Source organism: Pseudomonas sp. FA-1 (genome assembly GCF_056856075.1).
On record NZ_JBWXTH010000002.1, the window covers coordinates 132,407 to 149,848 of the forward strand.

Sequence of the window (17,442 nt, forward strand, 5' to 3'; positions counted from 1 at the left end):
ACGAAAACAACGCAGCTTTGGGAATTCTTGCCGTTCACCAGGCGACATGGCACGGGCAGGCCTGGCGAAGGGAGCCCCTGACCGAAAGGTCAGGGGTGGAACGGGCGGTACTTTACCCGAGAAATGAGCTTTACGCGGTTTCTACCGTCGGAAAACTTTTCACCAGGTCGTCCAGTTGCTTGAGCTGGGCCAGGAACGGCTCCAGCTTGTCCAGGCGCAGGGCGCATGGGCCATCGCACTTGGCGTTGTCCGGGTCCGGGTGGGCTTCCAGGAACAGCCCGGCCAGGCCCTGGCTCATGCCGGCCTTGGCCAGGTCGGTGACCTGGGCGCGGCGACCGCCGGCAGAATCGGAGCGACCGCCCGGCATCTGCAGGGCATGGGTCACGTCGAAGAACACCGGGTACTCGAACTGCTTCATGATGCCGAAGCCGAGCATATCCACCACGAGGTTGTTGTAGCCGAAGCTCGAACCCCGCTCGCAGAGGATCAACTGGTCGTTGCCGGCTTCCTCGCACTTGGCCAGGATGTGCTTCATTTCCTGGGGCGCGAGGAATTGGGCCTTCTTGATATTGATCACTGCGCCGGTCTTGGCCATCGCCACCACCAGGTCGGTCTGGCGCGACAGGAAGGCCGGCAGCTGGATGATGTCGCACACCTTGGCCACGGGCTCGGCCTGGTAGGGCTCGTGCACGTCGGTGATCACCGGCACCTTGAAGGTCTGCTTGATCTCCTCGAAGATCTTCAGGCCTTCTTCCATGCCGGGGCCACGGTAGGAGTTGATCGACGAACGGTTGGCCTTGTCGAAGCTGGCCTTGAACACATACGGGATACCGAGCTTCTCGGTAACCCGCACGTACTCTTCGCAGACCTTCAGGGCCAGGTCACGGGACTCCAGGACGTTCATGCCGCCGAACAGGACGAACGGCTTGTCGTTGGCGATCTCGATGTTACCGACGCGAATGATCTTCTGGGTCATGGGTCAGGCCTTGTTCTTCTGCGCCAGGGCCGCCTTGACGAAGCCACTGAACAGCGGGTGGCCGTCACGCGGGGTCGAGGTGAACTCTGGGTGGAACTGGCACGCCACGAACCATGGGTGGTCCTTGGACTCGACGACTTCGACCAGGGCACCGTCGCCGGAGCGGCCGGACACCACCAGGCCAGCCTCGACCAACTGCGGCAGCAGGGTGTTGTTGACTTCGTAGCGGTGACGGTGACGCTCGACGATCACGTCCTTGCCATAGCAGTCGTGGACCTTCGAGTTGCCCATCAGCTGGCACTCCTGCGCGCCCAGGCGCATGGTACCGCCCAGGTCCGAGGCTTCGGTGCGGGTCTCGACGGCACCGGTGGCATCGGCCCACTCGGTGATCAGGCCCACGACCGGGTGGCCGCTGTTGCGGTCGAACTCGGTGGAATTGGCGTCTTTCCAGCCCATCACGTTACGGGCGAACTCGATCACCGCAACCTGCATGCCCAGGCAGATACCCAGGTACGGGACCTTGTTCTCACGGGCATATTGCACCGCGGTGATCTTGCCTTCCACACCGCGCAGGCCGAAACCGCCCGGAACCAGGATGGCATCGGCGCCCTCGAGCAGGCTGGTGCCCTGGTTCTCGATGTCTTCGGAGTCGATGTAGCGCAGGTTGACCTTGGTGCGGTTCTGGATGCCGGCGTGGCTCATCGCCTCGATCAGCGACTTGTACGCGTCCAGCAGCTCCATGTACTTGCCGACCATGGCGATGGTGACTTCATGCTCAGGGTTGAGCTTGGCGTCCACCACCTGGTCCCACTCGGACAGGTCGGCGCTGTTGCACTGCAGGCCGAAGCGCTCGACGACGAAATCGTCCAGGCCCTGGGCATGCAGCACGCCTGGGATCTTGTAGATGGTATCGACGTCTTCCAGGGAGATCACCGCACGCTCTTCGACGTTGGTGAACAGCGCGATCTTGCGGCGCGACGACGCGTCGACCGGGTGGTCGGAACGGCAGATCAGCACGTCAGGCTGCAGACCGATGGAGCGCAGCTCCTTGACCGAGTGCTGGGTCGGTTTGGTCTTGGTCTCGCCTGCGGTGGCAATGTACGGCACCAGGGTCAGGTGCATCAGCATGGCGCGCTTGGAACCCACTTCGACGCGCAGCTGGCGGATCGCCTCGAGGAACGGCTGCGACTCGATGTCGCCGACGGTGCCGCCGATTTCCACCAGGGCCACGTCGGCATCGCCGGCACCCTTGATGATGCGACGCTTGATCTCGTCGGTGATGTGCGGGATGACCTGGATGGTCGCGCCCAGGTAGTCACCACGGCGCTCCTTGCGCAGCACGTGCTCGTAGATACGGCCGGTGGTGAAGTTGTTGTTCTGGGTCATGGTCGTGCGGATGAACCGCTCGTAGTGGCCCAGGTCAAGGTCGGTCTCGGCGCCATCGTGGGTGACGAACACCTCACCGTGCTGGAACGGGCTCATGGTGCCGGGGTCGACGTTGATGTACGGGTCCAGCTTGAGCATGGTGACCTTGAGCCCCCGCGCCTCCAGGATGGCCGCCAAGGAAGCCGAGGCAATGCCTTTCCCCAATGAAGAAACAACACCGCCCGTGACGAATATGTAGCGCGTCATGAAAAACCCTAGAAGTCTGCGTTAAAGCGGCCAGCGCCGCCGGAGAAAGCGAAGGAAGGCCGAAGCCCCCGATCACCTGCGTCTATCACAGTGCATCTCGAAAAACTGCCGCGTCTGTACAAACCAGGGGTATCCCCGGCATGGCGCTCGCTCGTCATTTTAAGAATCAGCCCAGCAAAAAACTGCTTGGTAATCGGCAACTCCTGTGTTTTCGATGAACCCACAGAAGCTGTATCAAGAAGGGAGGGTAGTCTACCCGAATGTACCCTTCAGCTCAAACCTTGCACGCTCGTCGGTGGCTGCCAGCGAAACTGCAGGCCGCCCTGCCCAGCCGGCGGCAGGTTGGCCACCGCCAGCACCTGTTCGCCCTGCAACAGCAACGGCAGGCGTGGCCGCACGAAATGCGGGACCTGCCACTCATTGAGCAGGCGCTTGAGGTCGCGTCGGCCGCGCCCGGGCAGGTCGAGCACCTCGCCCCCTTGGCGGTAGCCGACCTGCAACCCCATGGGCCAGCAGTCGGCCTGCAGGCATACCTGCCCGTTGCCGGGCAATTCCAGCGGCATGCCTGGATCCACCCAGGCATGCCTGCCGGCGACCGGCTCCAGCCATTGCCCGCTCAGCCACCAGATGCGCCCATGGCTTCGCTGCAGCACCCCGTCGCCGAGGCGCCAGAGCGGCTGGGCATCGACGGCGGCGTCGCGTAGATCTTCCCACCCGGCCCAGTGGCGGCTGTCCGGCAGCCGCGTACGGGTGCTCAGCCAGTATTGCAGGGCATTGCGCTGGCGTGCGGGGGACAACGCCTTGAGGCGTTCCAGGTCCAGGGAGTCCAGGGCCAACCACGGCAGTGGCGCGCCGCCTGTGGCTGGCGCCAGGTCGCTGCTGGCCAGCTCGTCCAGCAGGCCCAGTGCCTCACCCAGGTGCTCGGCACTGCGCGCCAGGTTGCCCGCCGCCTGGGGCCAGCGCTGACCCAGCAAGGGGAAAATCTCGCGACGCAGGTAGTTGCGAGCGAAGGCGGTGTCGGCATTGGAGGGATCCTCGACCCAGGCAAGCCCGGCCGCCCTGGCATGGGCCAGCAATTGCCCGCGCGCCACGGCCAGCAATGGCCTGGCCAGGGTGCCCTGACCCAGCGTTCGCGCCGTCGGCATCGCTGCCAGCCCACGCAGGCCGGCACCGCGCAACAGGCGAAAGAGCAGGGTTTCGGCCTGGTCCTCACGGTGCTGGCCGGTGAACAGCACTTCGCCCGGCCCGAGCAACCGGCTGAACGCAGCATAGCGAGCCTCCCGGGCGGCCTGCTCCAGGCTAGCCCCCGGAGCGACCTGCACAGGGATCACCTGCAGCTCGATGCCCAGGCCATCACAGACTGACCGGCAATGCGCTGGCCAGCCGTCGGCGGCGGCTTGCAGGCCATGATGGACATGCACGGCGCGCAGGGGCGGTGCGTCATGGGTACGGGCATAGTCAGCCAGCAGGTGCAGGAGGACGGTGGAATCGAGGCCACCAGAGAAGGCGACGTACCAGGCGGAGGCGTCGAGCCAGGGGGTGAGGTTGATCATTGGGGCCTCACTTGGCTTGAGATTGCCGGGGGTGCTTTGCACCCCTTTCGCGGCACAAGGCCGCTCCTACGGGGAAATCGCGGTCTCCTGTAGGAGCGGCCTTGTGCCGCGAAAGGGCCGCATAGCGGCCCCAAGGCCCATCAAACGCCGTAGCTCATCAGGCGCTCGTAACGGCGTGCCAGCAGGGCATCGGTGTCGAACTTGCCCAGCATGTCCAACTGCTCGACCAGGTCGGCGCGGATGCTTTCGGACATCTTGGCCGGGTCGCGGTGGGCGCCGCCCAGCGGTTCATTGATGACCTTGTCGACGATGTTCAGGCTCTTCAGGCGCTCAGCGGTGATGCCCATGGCTTCGGCGGCATCGGCTGCCTTGTCGGCGGTCTTCCACAGGATCGAGGCGCAGCCTTCGGGCGAGATCACCGAGTAGGTGGAGTACTGCAGCATGTTCAGCTGGTCGCATACGCCGATGGCCAAAGCACCGCCGGAACCACCCTCGCCGATGACGGTGGCGATGATCGGCGTCTTCAGCCGTGCCATCACGCGCAGGTTCCAGGCAATGGCCTCGCTCTGGTTGCGCTCTTCGGCGTCGATGCCCGGGTAGGCGCCCGGGGTGTCGATGAAGGTGAGGATCGGCATCTTGAAGCGTTCGGCCATTTCCATCAGGCGGCAGGCCTTGCGGTAGCCTTCTGGACGCGGCATGCCGAAGTTGCGGCGGACCTTCTCGCGAACTTCACGGCCCTTCTGGTGGCCGATGACCATGACCGGCTTGCCGTCCAGGCGCGCGGTACCACCGACGATCGCGGCATCGTCGGCGAAGTGACGGTCGCCGTGCAGCTCTTCGAACTCAGTGAAGATATGATCGATGTAGTCCAGGGTATAGGGACGACGCGGATGACGGGCCAGACGAGCGATCTGCCAGCTGGTCAGGTTGCCGAAGATGCTTTCGGTCAGGGTATTGCTCTTGTCTTGAAGACGGGCAATTTCATCGCTGATGTTCAGCGAATTGTCGTTGCCCACCAGGCGCAGCCCTTCGATCTTGGCTTGCAGGTCGGCAATCGGCTGTTCGAAGTCGAGGAAATTCGGGTTCATAGGCATCCGTCTTGGGTCTACGGCCAGGCGGCCGGCCGGTTGATCCGTTTGGCGCCCTACCTTAAGGGATCAGGCGCATTCAGGTCGAGATTAAAATTCGTCGGTTCAGCGATATTGCAGGAAGACGTTCTCACGTCCGAACTGGTCACGCAGAGCTTGAATCAGGCCATCGGCGGGGTCGATCGACCATTCGTCGCCGAACTGCAACATGGCCCGGGCATCACTGCCGGTGTACTCCAGGGTGATCGGGCAGCCGCCACGATGCTTGGTGATCAGCTCGCCGAGCCAGGCCAGGCGGTCGCCCTTGAGCGCCTCGTGGGCGACTTTCAAGCGCAGGCTCTCGGCCAGCTTGGTCCGCGCATCCTCCATGGTCATCACAGTCTTGACCCGCAGGCGCAGGCCACCGGAGAAGTCGTCGTTGCTCACCTCCCCTTCCACCACCACCATTGCGTCGGTCTGCAGCAGGGCCTGGGCCGCCATGAAGGCATCGGCGAACAACGAGGCCTCGATCCGCCCGGAGCGGTCATCGAGGGTGACGAAGCCCATCTTGTCGCCCTTCTTGTTCTTCATCACCCGCAGGGCAATGATCATCCCGGCCACGGTCTGGGTATCGCGGGAAGGCTTGAGGTCGACGATGCGCTGGCGAGCGAAGCGGCGGATCTCGGCCTCGTACTCGTCGATCGGGTGGCCGGTCAGGTACAGGCCCAGGGTGTCCTTCTCGCCCCGCAGGCGCTCCTTGAGGGTCAACTCGCGCACCTTGCGGTGGTTGGCATAGACATCGGAGTCCTCCTCGACGAACAGCCCGCCGAACAGGTCGACGTGGCCGCTGTCGGCGGTCCGTGCCGTCTGCTCGGCGGCCTTGATCGCCTCTTCCAGGGCCGAGAGCAGCACCGCGCGGTTGCGGTCGATGTTGGCCTGGTAGGCCTTGATCTCGTCATGGAAATAAGGGCCAAGGCGGTCCAGGGCGCCACTGCGGATCAGGGCGTCGAGGGTGCGCTTGTTGATGCGCTTCAAGTCCACGCGCTCGCAGAAATCGAACAGGTCCTTGAACGGCCCCCCCTCGGCGCGCGCCTCGACGATGGCCTCCACCGGCCCTTCGCCGACCCCCTTGATCGCGCCCAGGCCATAGACGATGCGGCCGTCGTTGTTGACGGTGAACTTGAAGTCGGAGAAGTTCACGTCCGGCGCATCGAGGCGCAGCTTCATGCTGCGCACTTCCTCGACCAGCACGACCACCTTGTCGGTGTTGTGCATATCGGCCGAGAGCACCGCAGCCATGAACGGCGCCGGATGATGGGTCTTGAGCCAGGCGGTCTGGTAGGACACCAGGCCGTAGGCGGCCGAGTGGGACTTGTTGAAGCCGTAGCCTGCGAACTTTTCCACCAGGTCGAAGATGTTACCGGCCAGGTCTGCGTCGATGCCGTTTTTCGCGCAGCCTTCAATGAAACCGCCGCGCTGCTTGGCCATCTCCTCGGGCTTTTTCTTACCCATGGCCCGGCGCAGCATGTCGGCGCCGCCGAGGGTGTAACCGGCCATGACCTGGGCGATCTGCATCACCTGTTCCTGGTACAGGATGATGCCGTAGGTCGGTGCCAGCACCGGCTTCAGGCCGTCGTACTGGTAGTCCGGGTGTGGATAGGCCAGCTCTGCGCGGCCGTGCTTGCGGTTGATGAAGTCATCGACCATGCCCGATTGCAACGGGCCCGGGCGGAACAACGCGACCAATGCGATCAGGTCTTCCAGGCAGTCGGGCTTGAGCTTCTTGATCAGCTCCTTCATGCCGCGCGATTCGAGCTGGAACACCGCCGTGGTTTCGGCTTTCTGCAACAGCTCGTAGGTCTTGCGGTCGTCCAGTGGGATGAAGTCGATATTGACCTCGGGCAGGTTCTTCTTTTTCTGCTCGCGGTTGATGATCTCCATCGCCCACTTGATGATGGTCAGCGTGCGCAGGCCGAGGAAGTCGAACTTCACCAGGCCAGCGGCCTCGACGTCGTCCTTGTCGAACTGGGTCACCAGGCCGCCGCCCTCTTCGTCACAGGCGATCGGCGAGAAGTCGGTGAGCTTGGTCGGGGCGATCACCACGCCACCGGCGTGCTTGCCGGTGCCGCGGGTGACGCCTTCGAGCTTGAGGGCCATGTCCCAGATCTCGCGGGCATCCTCGTCGCCCTTGAGAAAGTCGCGCAGGATTTCTTCCTGCTCGTAGGCTTTCTCCAGGGTCATGCCCACTTCGAACGGGATCATCTTCGACAGGCGGTCGGCCAGGCCGTAGGACTTGCCCTGCACCCGCGCCACGTCACGCACCACCGCCTTGGCCGCCATGGTGCCGAAGGTGATGATCTGGCTCACCGCGTTGCGCCCGTAGGCCTCGGCCACGTAGTCGATCACCCGGTCGCGGCCATCCATGCAGAAGTCGACGTCGAAGTCGGGCATGGAAATACGTTCAGGGTTGAGGAAGCGCTCGAACAGCAGGTCGTAGGCCAGCGGGTCGAGGTCAGTGATCTTGAGCACGTAGGCCACCAGCGAACCGGCACCGGACCCTCGACCCGGACCTACCGGCACGCCGTTGTTCTTGGCCCATTTGATGAAGTCCATCACGATCAGGAAGTAACCGGGGAAACCCATCTGGATGATGATGTCCAGTTCGAACTTCAGGCGGTCCAGGTAGACCTGGCGCTTCTCTTCGTAGTTGGGCGTGGTCTCCTTCGGCCAGAGCACCGCCAGACGCTCCTCCAGGCCTTCATGGGAGACATGGCGCAGGTAGTCGTCGATCCCCATGCCGTTGGGCGTCGGGAAGTCGGGCAGGAAGTACTTGCCCAACTGCACGGTGATATTGCAGCGCTTGGCGATTTCCACGGTATTGGCGATGGCGTCCGGCAGGTCGCTGAACAGCTCGGCCATTTCCTCGGCGCTCTTGAGGTACTGCTGGTCGCTGTACATGCGCGGGCGACGAGGGTCATCGAGTGTCCAGCCTTCACCGATGCACACCCGCGTCTCGTGGGCATCGAAGTCGGACTGCTTGATGAAGCGTACGTCGTTGGTCGCCACCAGCGGTGCACCGACCTTGTCGGCCAGGGCCACGGCGGCGTGCAGGTATTCTTCGTCACCGGCACGATTGGTGCGCTGCACCTCGACATAGAAACGATCGGGGAACATCTGCATCCAATCGCGCAACAGGGCCTCAGCCTCTGCAGCCTTGCCAGCCAGCAAGGCCATGCCGATGTCCCCTTCCCTGGCCGCCGACAGGCCGATCAGGCCCTCGCTGGCTGGGGCGATCCACTCGCGCTGAATGATCACCAACCCATTGCGCTGGCCGTCGGTCCAGCCACGGGAGATCAGTTCGGTGAGGTTGCGGTAGCCCTTGGGGTTCATCGCCAGGAAGCAGATGCGCGACAGCGGTGCCTCGGGGTCACTGCCTGCCAACCACAGGTCGGCGCCACAGATCGGCTTGATACCGGCCCCCATGGCGGTCTTGTAGAACTTCACCAGCGAGCACATGTTGCTCTGGTCGGTGATCGCCACCGCCGGCATGTTCATCCCCGCCAGTGCCTTGGCCAGCGGCTTGATCCGCACCAGGCCGTCGACCAGCGAGAATTCGGAGTGCACGCGAAGGTGAACGAAGGAGACCGACATGGATGATCCTATAGCAGTGCCTGAAACAAGGGCGGGATTGTAGCGTAAAAGCCATGAAAGTTTCGGGGCCGCTTTGCGGCCCCGACGGGTTCAGATCAAGGAATCCGATACACCCTCTCGGGCTTCATACGCCGCTCGTACCGGCGCAAAGGACCGCCGATGGATAGGCGTCGGTCCCAACCGCGCCAGGGCCTCCAGGTGCACCGGCGTCGGGTAGCCCTTGTGCCCGCCGATGCCATAGCCCGGGTAGATCAGCTCGAATGCGCTCATCTCCCGGTCACGGGTGACCTTGGCCAGGATGGAGGCCGCGGCGATCGCCGGCACCTGGGCGTCACCCTGAACCACCGGCGCAGCCGGCACCGCGAGCTTCGGGCAACGGTTACCGTCGATCAGCGCAAGCTTGGGCGTGATGCTCAAACCTTCCACCGCTCGCTGCATGGCCAGCATGGTGGCCTGCAGGATGTTCAGGCTATCGATCTCCTCTACCGTGGCGCGTGCGATGAAAAAGCTCAAAGCTTTCTCGCAGATCTCGTCGAACAGCGCCTCGCGCTTGGCCTCGGTGAGTTTCTTCGAGTCGTTCAGCCCCAGGATCGGACGCTGTGGGTCAAGGATCACCGCCGCAGTCACGACGTCACCACACAGCGGCCCACGGCCCACCTCGTCGACACCAGCGACCAGTTCCTCGACCAGATTGAAGTCCAGCCCCATCTGCATGCTATCGCGCTCCTAGCAAGGCCAGCACCGCGTCGGCCGCCTGGTTGGAGGCGTCACGGCGCAGGGTGCGGTGAATCCGGTCGAAACTGTCGGTCTGCTGCGTACCGTCAGTGACCAGCGGAGCCAGGGTCTGGGCCAGGGCATCGCTGGTGGCGGCGTCCTGCAGCAGCTCGGGTACCAACAGTCGCTGGGCCAGCAGGTTGGGCAACGATACGTACGGGCTCTTGACCATGCGTTTGAGGATCCAGTACGTCAATGGCGCCAGGCGGTAGGCGACGACCATGGGCCGCTTGTACAGCAGCGCTTCCAGGGTGGCTGTGCCCGAGGCGATGAGCACCGCATCGCACGCGGCCAGAGCCTCGTGGGAGCGGCCATCGAGCAAGGTCAACGGCAGGTCACGACCCTGCAGCATCTGCTCGAGCTGGGCACGCCGGGACGGGTTGGCACACGGCGAGACGAAACGCACCCCAGGCACCCGCTCACGCAGGCGCTCGGCGGCATCGAGGAACAGCGCGCCCAGGCGCTCGACCTCGCCCCCACGGCTACCCGGCATCAGCGCGACCAGCGGCCCCTCGCCCAGTCCGAGGGCGGTACGCGCCGCCTGGCGATCGGCTTCGAGCGGGATGGTATCGGCCAGCGGATGACCGACGAAACGTACCGGCACGCCCTTCTCTTCGTAAAATTTCGCCTCGAAGGGAAGCAGCGTCAGCATCAGGTCGCAGCCTTCGCGGATCTTCAACACACGCTTCTGCCGCCACGCCCAGACCGACGGGCTGACATAGTGCACGGTCTTGATCCCGGCCTGGCGCAGCTTCAGTTCGATGGTGAGGTTGAAGTCGGGAGCATCGATGCCGATGAACACATCCGGCTTTTCGGCGATGAGTGTCTGGATCAGTTCCTTGCGACGCTTGAGCAGCTCACGCAGCCGGCCCAGCACTTCCACCAGGCCCATGACCGCGAGGCGCTCCATGGGGAAGTAGGACACCAGGCCTTCGGCCTCCATCAAGGGGCCACCGACGCCGATGAAACGCACATCGGGGTGGCGCGCCTTGAGGGCACGCATCAGGCCGGAACCGAGGATATCGCCGCTGGCCTCGCCGGCGACCAATGCCACGCACAGCTGGGCCATGTCAGCGGGTGATGCCGCGAGCGGAGCTTTGGATCGACTGACGGAACAGCTCGACCTCGGGGAACTGCGTTGCCAGCTCGCCCAGCTCGTTGAGCGCGTCTTCCACGGTCAGGCCATGGCGATAGACGATTTTGTAGGCACGGCGCAGGGCGTGGATGACCTCGTCGCTGAACCCCCGGCGGCGCATGCCCTCGAAGTTCATGCTACGGGCCTCTGCCGGGCTGCCGAACACCGTGACGAAGGCCGGCACATCCTTGCCGATCGCCGTGCCCATGCCGGAGAAGGCGTGGGCGCCGATATGGCAGTACTGGTGCACCAGGGTGTAGCCGGACAGGATCGCCCAGTCGCCCACATGCACATGACCGGCCAGCGCGGTGTTGTTGACCAGGATGCAATGATTGCCGATAACGCTGTCGTGCCCGATATGGGCATAGGCCATGATCAGGTTATGGTCGCCGAGGGTGGTTTCCGCGCGGTCCTGGACGGTGCCACGGTGAATGGTGACACCTTCGCGGATCACATTGTGGTCACCGATCACCAGGCGCGTGGGTTCACCCTTGTACTTGAGGTCAGGGGTGTCTTCACCGATGGAGGAAAACTGGTAGATACGGTTGTGCTTGCCGATCCGGGTCGGCCCCTTGAGCACCACGTGAGGGCCGATGACGGTGCCCTCGCCGATTTCCACGCCAGGCCCTACGATCGACCAGGGGCCTACCTCGACGCCGTCGGCCAGCTTGGCCGACGGGTCGATGATCGCCCGAGGGTCAATCGAACTCATAGGGAGCGTTCCGCGCAGGTGATCTCGGCCGAGCAGACCGGCTTGCCGTCGACCAGGGCGCGGCATTCGAACTTCCAGATCATGCTCTTGCGGCTGAGGAACTTGGCTTCCAGGACCAGCTGGTCCCCCGGTAGCACAGGCTGGCGGAAGCGCAGCTTGTCGGAGCCGACGAAGTAGTAGAGGGTGCCGTCGGCAGGCTTGGCATCGAGCATCTTGAAGCCGAGAATCCCGGCCGCCTGGGCCATGGCCTCGATGATCAGCACGCCCGGCATGATTGGATGCGCCGGGAAATGGCCGTTGAAGAACGGCTCGTTGATGCTGACATTCTTGTAGGCACGAATGCTCTGGGCCTCGAAGTCCAGGTCCGTTACGCGGTCCACCAGCAGGAACGGGTAACGGTGAGGCAGGTATTCGCGAATCTCGTTGATGTCCATCATTTCGGGGGGAAGCCTGTAATAAGAATAGGGAGCGCAGGTGCTGACCACACGCTCCTTTTGCAATCCAAAGAGGAGCCAGCTAGCGACTGTTCACTCTTGCTCAGGGAATGGTATCAGCCTTCTGATGCCAGCTGGCCACCTGAGGTCACGGTGTCGACACGTTTTTCCAGCTGCTGGAGACGCTTGGACATCTCGTCCAGCTGGCGGATACGCGCGGCGCTCTTGCGCCATTCGGCCAGCGGCTGCATGGCCGTGCCGGATGAATAGCCACCCGGTTCCGTGATGGAACGGGTCACCATGGTCATGCCGGAAACGAATACGTTGTCGCAGACATCGATATGACCCACCATGCCCACACCGCCCGCGATCATGCAGTGCTTGCCGATACGTGTGCTGCCGGAGATACCGACGCAGGCGGCCATGGCCGTGTGGTCGCCGACCTGCACGTTATGGGCGATCTGGATCTGGTTGTCGAGCTTGACGCCGTTGCCGATGCGCGTGTCCGACAATGCGCCGCGGTCCACGGCGGTGTTCACGCCGATCTCCACGTCGTCGCCGATGGTCACGCCACCGATCTGGGCGATCTTGTTCCAGACCCCCTTCTCGTTGGCAAAGCCGAAACCTTCGCCGCCGATCACCGCACCGGACTGGATGACCACGCGCTTGCCGATGGTCACGTCGTGGTACAGCGTCACCCGCGGTGCCAGCCAGCCGCCTTCACCGATCACGCAACGGGCACCGACGAAGCAGTGGGCACCGATGGTGACATTGGCCGCTACCTGCGCACCGCTCTCGATCACCGCGAACGGGCCGATGCTCGCGCTGGGGTCCACCTGGGCGTCCTCGGCCACCACGGCGCTGGGATGGATTCCCGCCACAGCCTTGGGTTTGGGGTCGAACAGATGGGAAATCCGGGCGTAGGCCAGGTACGGGTCAGGCACGATCAACGCGTTGCCGGCGAAGCCTTCGGCATCCTCGGCCTTGAGCAGCACCGCGCCAGCCTTGGACTCATCCAGGTACTTGCGGTACTGCTTGTTGGCCAGGAAGCTCAACTGCCCGGCGCTGGCTTCCTGCAGGGTTGCCAGGCCGGTGATCTGCAGCGCTTCGGGGCCCTTGAGGGTCGCCCCGAGGGCCTCGGCCAGCTGGCCGAGAGTCATGGTCACGGTCATATCAACGGGCTTGGTTCATACGCTCGATGACTTGACGGGTGATGTCGTATTGCGGCTTGACGTCGATTACCGCGCCGCGCTCGAGCACCAGGTCATAGCCACCCTTCTTGATCACTTCCTCGACAGCACCGTCGAGCTTGGGCTTGAGCTGCTTGAGCATGTCACGGTCAGCGACGGCCTTGGCTTCATTCAGCTCCTTGGACTGGAACTGGAAGTCACGGGCCTTCTGCTTGAATTCGAGCTCCAAGCGCTCGCGCTCCTGCTGTTGCATCTTGTCGCCACCCTTGATCAGGCGGTCCTGGATGCCCTTGGCGCTGCTTTCCAGGTTCTTCAGCTTGGTCAGCTGCGGGCCGAACTTCTTCTCGGCATCGACAGCGTACTTCTTGGCCGCGTCGGACTCGAGCAACGCCATCTGATAGTTCAGCACGGCAATCTTCATTTCGGCGAAAGCCGGGGTGGCGACCAGCGCCGCGGCCATCACGGCCAGTTGAGTCAACTTACGCACGATGCACTCCTGGATAAACCGTTGTCGTTGAGCGAGGGCCGACCTTAGAAGGTCTGGCCCAGAGAGAATTGGAACACCTGGGTATCGGCGTCGTCCGGCTTCTTCACCGGCATCGCCAGGCTGAAGCTCAACGGGCCCAGCGCGGTGATCCAGGTGACGCCCAGGCCGACGGAGCTGGCCATGCCCGAGAAGCCGACCTTCTCGCAGTCAGGCTGGTTGCCGCAATTGGTGTCGAACACGTTACCCACGTCCCAGAACACGGACGTACGCAGGGAACGCTGGTCCTTGACGAACGGCAGCGGGAACAGCAGTTCTACACCACCCTGCACGAGGACGTTGCCACCGAACGGCAGTGGATCCTGGTCCGGGTCCTTGATGGTGCCCGGCTTGGTACCTTGGCTCGGGGTACTGCGCGGGCCCAGGCTGCTGTCCTTGAAGCCACGGACAGAGTTGAAGCCACCGGCGAAGTAGTTCTCGTAGAACGGCAAGCCATCGGTGGAGCCGAAACCATCACCATAGCCCAACTCGGTGTGCAGGCGCAGGGTGTAGTCGTTGTTGATCGGTTTGAACAGCTGGCCGCGGTAGTCGAGCTTGAAGAACGACAGGTCGCTGCCCGGCGTGGTCACCTCGGCACTCAGGCTCTGGGAGTGACCACGGGTCGCCAGTACGCCCTTGTTCAGGGTGGACTCGGACCAACCGGCCGATGCCTTGAAGTTCAGGAAGCTGTCGTCGCCCTCACGGTCCAGGAAGTCGAAGATCTCGTCGACGGTGTACTTACCGGTCTTGATCTTGTCCTGCTGCACGTTGAAGCCGAAGGTCAGGCGCGAGGTCTCGCTGATCGGGTAGCCGACGCTGACACCGGCACCCAGGCTGTCCACCGCATAGCTCGCTACGTCGACATCGAGATCATCGTAGTCGGTGCTGCGGTAGAAGGCGTTGTAGCCCAGGCTGACGCCATCGGCGGTCCAGTAGGGGTCGACGAAGCCGAAGTTGTAGCGGGTCTGGTATTCCGAACGGGTCAGGCCGACAGACACCTTGTTACCGGTACCCAGGAAGTTGCTCTGGCTGATCGAGCCGCCAAGGATCAGGCCCGCGCTCTGGGCGAAACCGACGCTGGCGGTGATGGAGCCGGAGGCCTGCTCCTCGACGCTGTAGTTGACATCGACCTGGTCGTCGGTGCCTGGCACCGGCGGGGTCTCGACGTTGACTTCCTTGAAGAAGCCCAGACGCTCGAGGCGAGTCTTGGACTGGTCGATCAGGTAGGTCGAAGCCCAGCCGCCTTCCATCTGGCGCATTTCGCGGCGCAGCACTTCGTCTTCGGTCTTGGTGTTGCCGCGGTAGTTGATGCGGTTGACGTAGGCACGCTTGCCCGGGTCGACGACGAACATGATATCGACGGTGTGGTCTTCATCGTTCGGCTGCGGCACGCCGTTGACGTTGGCGAAGGTGTAGCCTTCGTTGCCCAGGCGACGGGTGATCAGGTCGGAGGTGGTGGTCATCACCTTGCGCGAGAACACCTGGCCCGGCTGCACCAGCAGCAGCGACTTGACCTGGTCTTCAGGCACCTTCAGGTCGCCGGAGAGCTTCACGTCACGGACGGTGTACTTCTCGCCTTCGTTGATGTTGACGGTGATGTAGACGTGCTTCTTGTCAGGGGTGATGGAAACCTGGGTCGAAGCGATGTCCATGTTGATGTAGCCGCGGTCCAGGTAATAGGAGCGCAGGCGCTCCAGGTCACCGGAGAGCTTCTCGCGGGCGTACTTGTCGTCGTTCTTGAAGAAGGACAGCCAGTTGGTGGTCTTGAGCTCGAAGAGCTGGGCCAGCTCCTCGTCGTCGAAGACATTGTTGCCGACGATGTTGATGTGCTGGATCGCGGCGACGGTGCCTTCGTTGATCTTGATCTTCAGGCCGACGCGGTTGCGCGGCTGCGGCACCACCTCGGCGTCGACCTCGGCCGAGTAGCGGCCCTGGGCCACGTACTGGCGCTGCAGTTCGTTACGCACGCCTTCGAGGGTGGCACGCTGGAAGATCTCGCCTTCGGCCAGGCCCGATTGCTTCAGGCCCTTCATCAGGTCTTCGGTGCTGATCGCCTTGTTGCCTTCGATCTCGATGCTCGACACCGATGGGCGCTCGACCACGTTGATGATCAGGACATTGCCGTCGCGGCTCAGCTGGATGTCCTGGAAGAAGCCGGTCTTGAACAGCGAGCGGGTAGACTCCACCAGGCGCCGATCGTCGGCCTGGTCGCCCACGTTCAGGGGCAGGGCACCGAACACGCTGCCAGCGGAAACCCGCTGCAGGCCATTGACACGAATATCGGAGATGGTGAAGGACTCGGCGTGAACTTCAGCGATCATCAGTGCGGAGAGGACCGCAGTTAGCAGCAGACGTTTCATGAAGTCCTTTTATTCCAACTGGCAATAAACAACCTGCCGCGATGAGGCGGCAGGTTCGTTCGCAATTGAGCGAAGCTTTTTATAGTCGACCCAGATCGTTGATCAGGGCGAGCAACATCACCCCAATGACCAAACTGATACCGATCTGGACCCCCCAACCTTGCACCCGATCCGAAAGCGGACGACCGCGCGCCCACTCGATCAGGTAGAACAGCAAATGCCCCCCATCCAATACGGGGATGGGCAGCAGGTTAAGAACCCCCAGGCTTATGCTCAGGTAGGCCAGGAAATTCAGGAAATCCCCCACGCCCGACTGGGCTGAAGCGCCCGCCACTTTAGCAATGGTTATCGGTCCACTCAAGTTTTTTACCGAGAGCTCCCCGAACAGCATTTTCTTCAGCGATTCGAGGGTCAGGACACTCATGTTCCATGTTCTCGACAGGCTCTGGGCAACGGCATCCAGCGGCCCGTAGCTGACTTCGCGGACCATGTCGGCGGGCCATTCGGCACCCTTGACGCCTGCTCCCAGGTACCCGCCGGAAGCCTGCCCTTCGCCGCGTCGGGCCAAGGTCACCGGGACCTCGAGCTGGGCACCGTCGCGCTCCACGCGCAGCTGCACCTTGGCCTCGGGGCGGGCGCGAACGCTGTCGACCACCTGCTGCCAATCGTTCAGGGCAACGCCATCGAGGCTCAGCAACCGGTCACCGGTCTTGAGCCCGGCAGCGGCGGCCGGGCCTTTCGGGTCGATCTCGGCCAGCACCGGCGCAATGGCCGGGCGCCACGGGCGCAGCCCCAAGGACTGGATCGGGTCCGGTTCGTCCACGCCCTTGAGCCACTGACTGAGGGTGATTTCATGCTGGCGCTCCAGCGTACCGCCCTGCTCGATCACACCAACCTTGAGGGTGCCGCTTTCGCCAAGACGACGGACCAGTTGCAGGTTGACCGCAGACCAGCCATTGGTCGGTTCGCCGTCGATGGATACCACTTCCTGACCAGCGGCCAGGCCTGCGGAAGCCGCCAGGCTGCCCGCCTCGACGGCACCGATCACCGGGCGCACCTGCTGGGTACCGAGCATGGCCAGGACCCAGAAGAACAACAGGGCGAGGAGGAAGTTGGCCACAGGGCCGGCTGCGACGATGGCGATCCGCTGGCGCACCGGCTTGCGATTGAAAGACTGGTCGACCAACGCAGGCGGGACTTCGCCTTCGCGCTCGTCGAGCATCTTGACGTAGCCACCCAGGGGGATGGCTGCCACCACGAACTCGGTGCCGTGGCGGTCGTGCCAGCGCAGCAACGGCGTGCCAAACCCCACGGAGAAGCGCAGCACCTTGACGCCACAGCGCCTGGCCACCCAGAAATGGCCGAATTCGTGGAAGGTGACCAGCACACCCAGGGCGACCAGGGTGCCGACTATCATGTAGAGCGCTGTCATACC

Annotated in this window: 13 protein-coding genes; all 13 read right to left on the reverse strand. The window is 63.4% G+C overall.

Annotation, left to right across the window (positions count from 1 at the left end; genetic code table 11):
- Positions 1-130 precede the first annotated feature (130 nt).
- Entirely contained in the window at positions 131-976 is an 846-nt protein-coding gene (gene kdsA, locus AC1MHZ_RS04620; RefSeq protein WP_084854393.1) for a 3-deoxy-8-phosphooctulonate synthase, read from the reverse strand.
- A gap of 3 nt (positions 977-979) precedes the next feature.
- Complete coding sequence (locus AC1MHZ_RS04625; protein WP_084854391.1) at positions 980-2,608, reverse strand: CTP synthase; 1,629 nt, start codon at positions 2,606-2,608, stop codon at positions 980-982.
- A 269-nt stretch (positions 2,609-2,877) separates the two neighbouring features.
- On the reverse strand, positions 2,878-4,161 hold the full coding sequence (gene tilS / locus AC1MHZ_RS04630; protein WP_482966072.1) for a tRNA lysidine(34) synthetase TilS: 1,284 nt from the start codon (positions 4,159-4,161) through the stop codon (positions 2,878-2,880).
- A 140-nt stretch (positions 4,162-4,301) separates the two neighbouring features.
- Positions 4,302-5,249, reverse strand: a complete 948-nt coding sequence (locus AC1MHZ_RS04635) for an acetyl-CoA carboxylase carboxyltransferase subunit alpha (RefSeq protein WP_084854387.1) — start codon at positions 5,247-5,249, stop codon at positions 4,302-4,304.
- A gap of 105 nt (positions 5,250-5,354) precedes the next feature.
- Complete coding sequence (gene dnaE, locus AC1MHZ_RS04640) at positions 5,355-8,879, reverse strand: DNA polymerase III subunit alpha (protein WP_084854385.1); 3,525 nt, start codon at positions 8,877-8,879, stop codon at positions 5,355-5,357.
- Between the two features lie 90 nt (positions 8,880-8,969).
- Entirely contained in the window at positions 8,970-9,593 is a 624-nt protein-coding gene (gene rnhB, locus AC1MHZ_RS04645; protein WP_084854383.1) for a ribonuclease HII, read from the reverse strand.
- 1 nt (position 9,594) lies between these two features.
- Positions 9,595-10,722 (reverse strand): lipid-A-disaccharide synthase, encoded by a 1,128-nt coding sequence (lpxB, locus tag AC1MHZ_RS04650; protein ID WP_368829912.1) that lies wholly within the window; start codon positions 10,720-10,722, stop codon positions 9,595-9,597.
- 1 nt (position 10,723) lies between these two features.
- Positions 10,724-11,500 carry an acyl-ACP--UDP-N-acetylglucosamine O-acyltransferase gene (lpxA, locus tag AC1MHZ_RS04655; RefSeq protein ID WP_084854379.1) on the reverse strand — a complete coding sequence of 259 codons (777 nt, stop codon included), beginning with the start codon at positions 11,498-11,500 and terminating at the stop codon, positions 10,724-10,726.
- A complete protein-coding gene (fabZ, locus tag AC1MHZ_RS04660) occupies positions 11,497-11,937 on the reverse strand; it encodes a 3-hydroxyacyl-ACP dehydratase FabZ (RefSeq protein ID WP_003252314.1) in 441 nt (146 codons plus the stop codon). The genes lpxA and fabZ overlap by 4 nt, the downstream gene beginning before the upstream one ends.
- Before the next feature lie 113 nt (positions 11,938-12,050).
- Entirely contained in the window at positions 12,051-13,106 is a 1,056-nt protein-coding gene (gene lpxD, locus AC1MHZ_RS04665; protein WP_482966073.1) for a UDP-3-O-(3-hydroxymyristoyl)glucosamine N-acyltransferase, read from the reverse strand.
- Between the two features lies 1 nt (position 13,107).
- The gene (locus tag AC1MHZ_RS04670; RefSeq protein ID WP_084854375.1) at positions 13,108-13,611 is read right to left on the reverse strand and encodes an OmpH/Skp family outer membrane protein; all 504 of its coding nucleotides are present in this window, start codon (positions 13,609-13,611) and stop codon (positions 13,108-13,110) included.
- A gap of 44 nt (positions 13,612-13,655) precedes the next feature.
- Entirely contained in the window at positions 13,656-16,007 is a 2,352-nt protein-coding gene (bamA, locus tag AC1MHZ_RS04675) for an outer membrane protein assembly factor BamA (protein WP_084854373.1), read from the reverse strand.
- A 79-nt stretch (positions 16,008-16,086) separates the two neighbouring features.
- Positions 16,087-17,439 carry an RIP metalloprotease RseP gene (gene rseP, locus AC1MHZ_RS04680; RefSeq protein ID WP_324814489.1) on the reverse strand — a complete coding sequence of 451 codons (1,353 nt, stop codon included), beginning with the start codon at positions 17,437-17,439 and terminating at the stop codon, positions 16,087-16,089.
- Positions 17,440-17,442 lie beyond the last annotated feature (3 nt).

What these genes read in the sequence shown, in the direction of transcription:
- kdsA (WP_084854393.1), bottom strand. Translation starts at nt 976, where the DNA reads ATGACCCAGAAGATCATTCGCGTCGGTAACATCGAGATCGCCAACGAC.
- lpxD (WP_482966073.1), bottom strand. Translation starts at nt 13,106, where the DNA reads ATGACCGTGACCATGACTCTCGGCCAGCTGGCCGAGGCCCTCGGGGCG.
- fabZ (WP_003252314.1), bottom strand. Translation starts at nt 11,937, where the DNA reads ATGATGGACATCAACGAGATTCGCGAATACCTGCCTCACCGTTACCCG.
- AC1MHZ_RS04635 (WP_084854387.1), bottom strand. Translation starts at nt 5,249, where the DNA reads ATGAACCCGAATTTCCTCGACTTCGAACAGCCGATTGCCGACCTGCAA.
- rseP (WP_324814489.1), bottom strand. Translation starts at nt 17,439, where the DNA reads ATGACAGCGCTCTACATGATAGTCGGCACCCTGGTCGCCCTGGGTGTG.
- lpxB (WP_368829912.1), bottom strand. Translation starts at nt 10,722, where the DNA reads ATGGCCCAGCTGTGCGTGGCATTGGTCGCCGGCGAGGCCAGCGGCGAT.
- AC1MHZ_RS04625 (WP_084854391.1), bottom strand. Translation starts at nt 2,608, where the DNA reads ATGACGCGCTACATATTCGTCACGGGCGGTGTTGTTTCTTCATTGGGG.
- bamA (WP_084854373.1), bottom strand. Translation starts at nt 16,007, where the DNA reads ATGAAACGTCTGCTGCTAACTGCGGTCCTCTCCGCACTGATGATCGCT.
- rnhB (WP_084854383.1), bottom strand. Translation starts at nt 9,593, where the DNA reads ATGCAGATGGGGCTGGACTTCAATCTGGTCGAGGAACTGGTCGCTGGT.
- tilS (WP_482966072.1), bottom strand. Translation starts at nt 4,161, where the DNA reads ATGATCAACCTCACCCCCTGGCTCGACGCCTCCGCCTGGTACGTCGCC.
- dnaE (WP_084854385.1), bottom strand. Translation starts at nt 8,879, where the DNA reads ATGTCGGTCTCCTTCGTTCACCTTCGCGTGCACTCCGAATTCTCGCTG.
- lpxA (WP_084854379.1), bottom strand. Translation starts at nt 11,500, where the DNA reads ATGAGTTCGATTGACCCTCGGGCGATCATCGACCCGTCGGCCAAGCTG.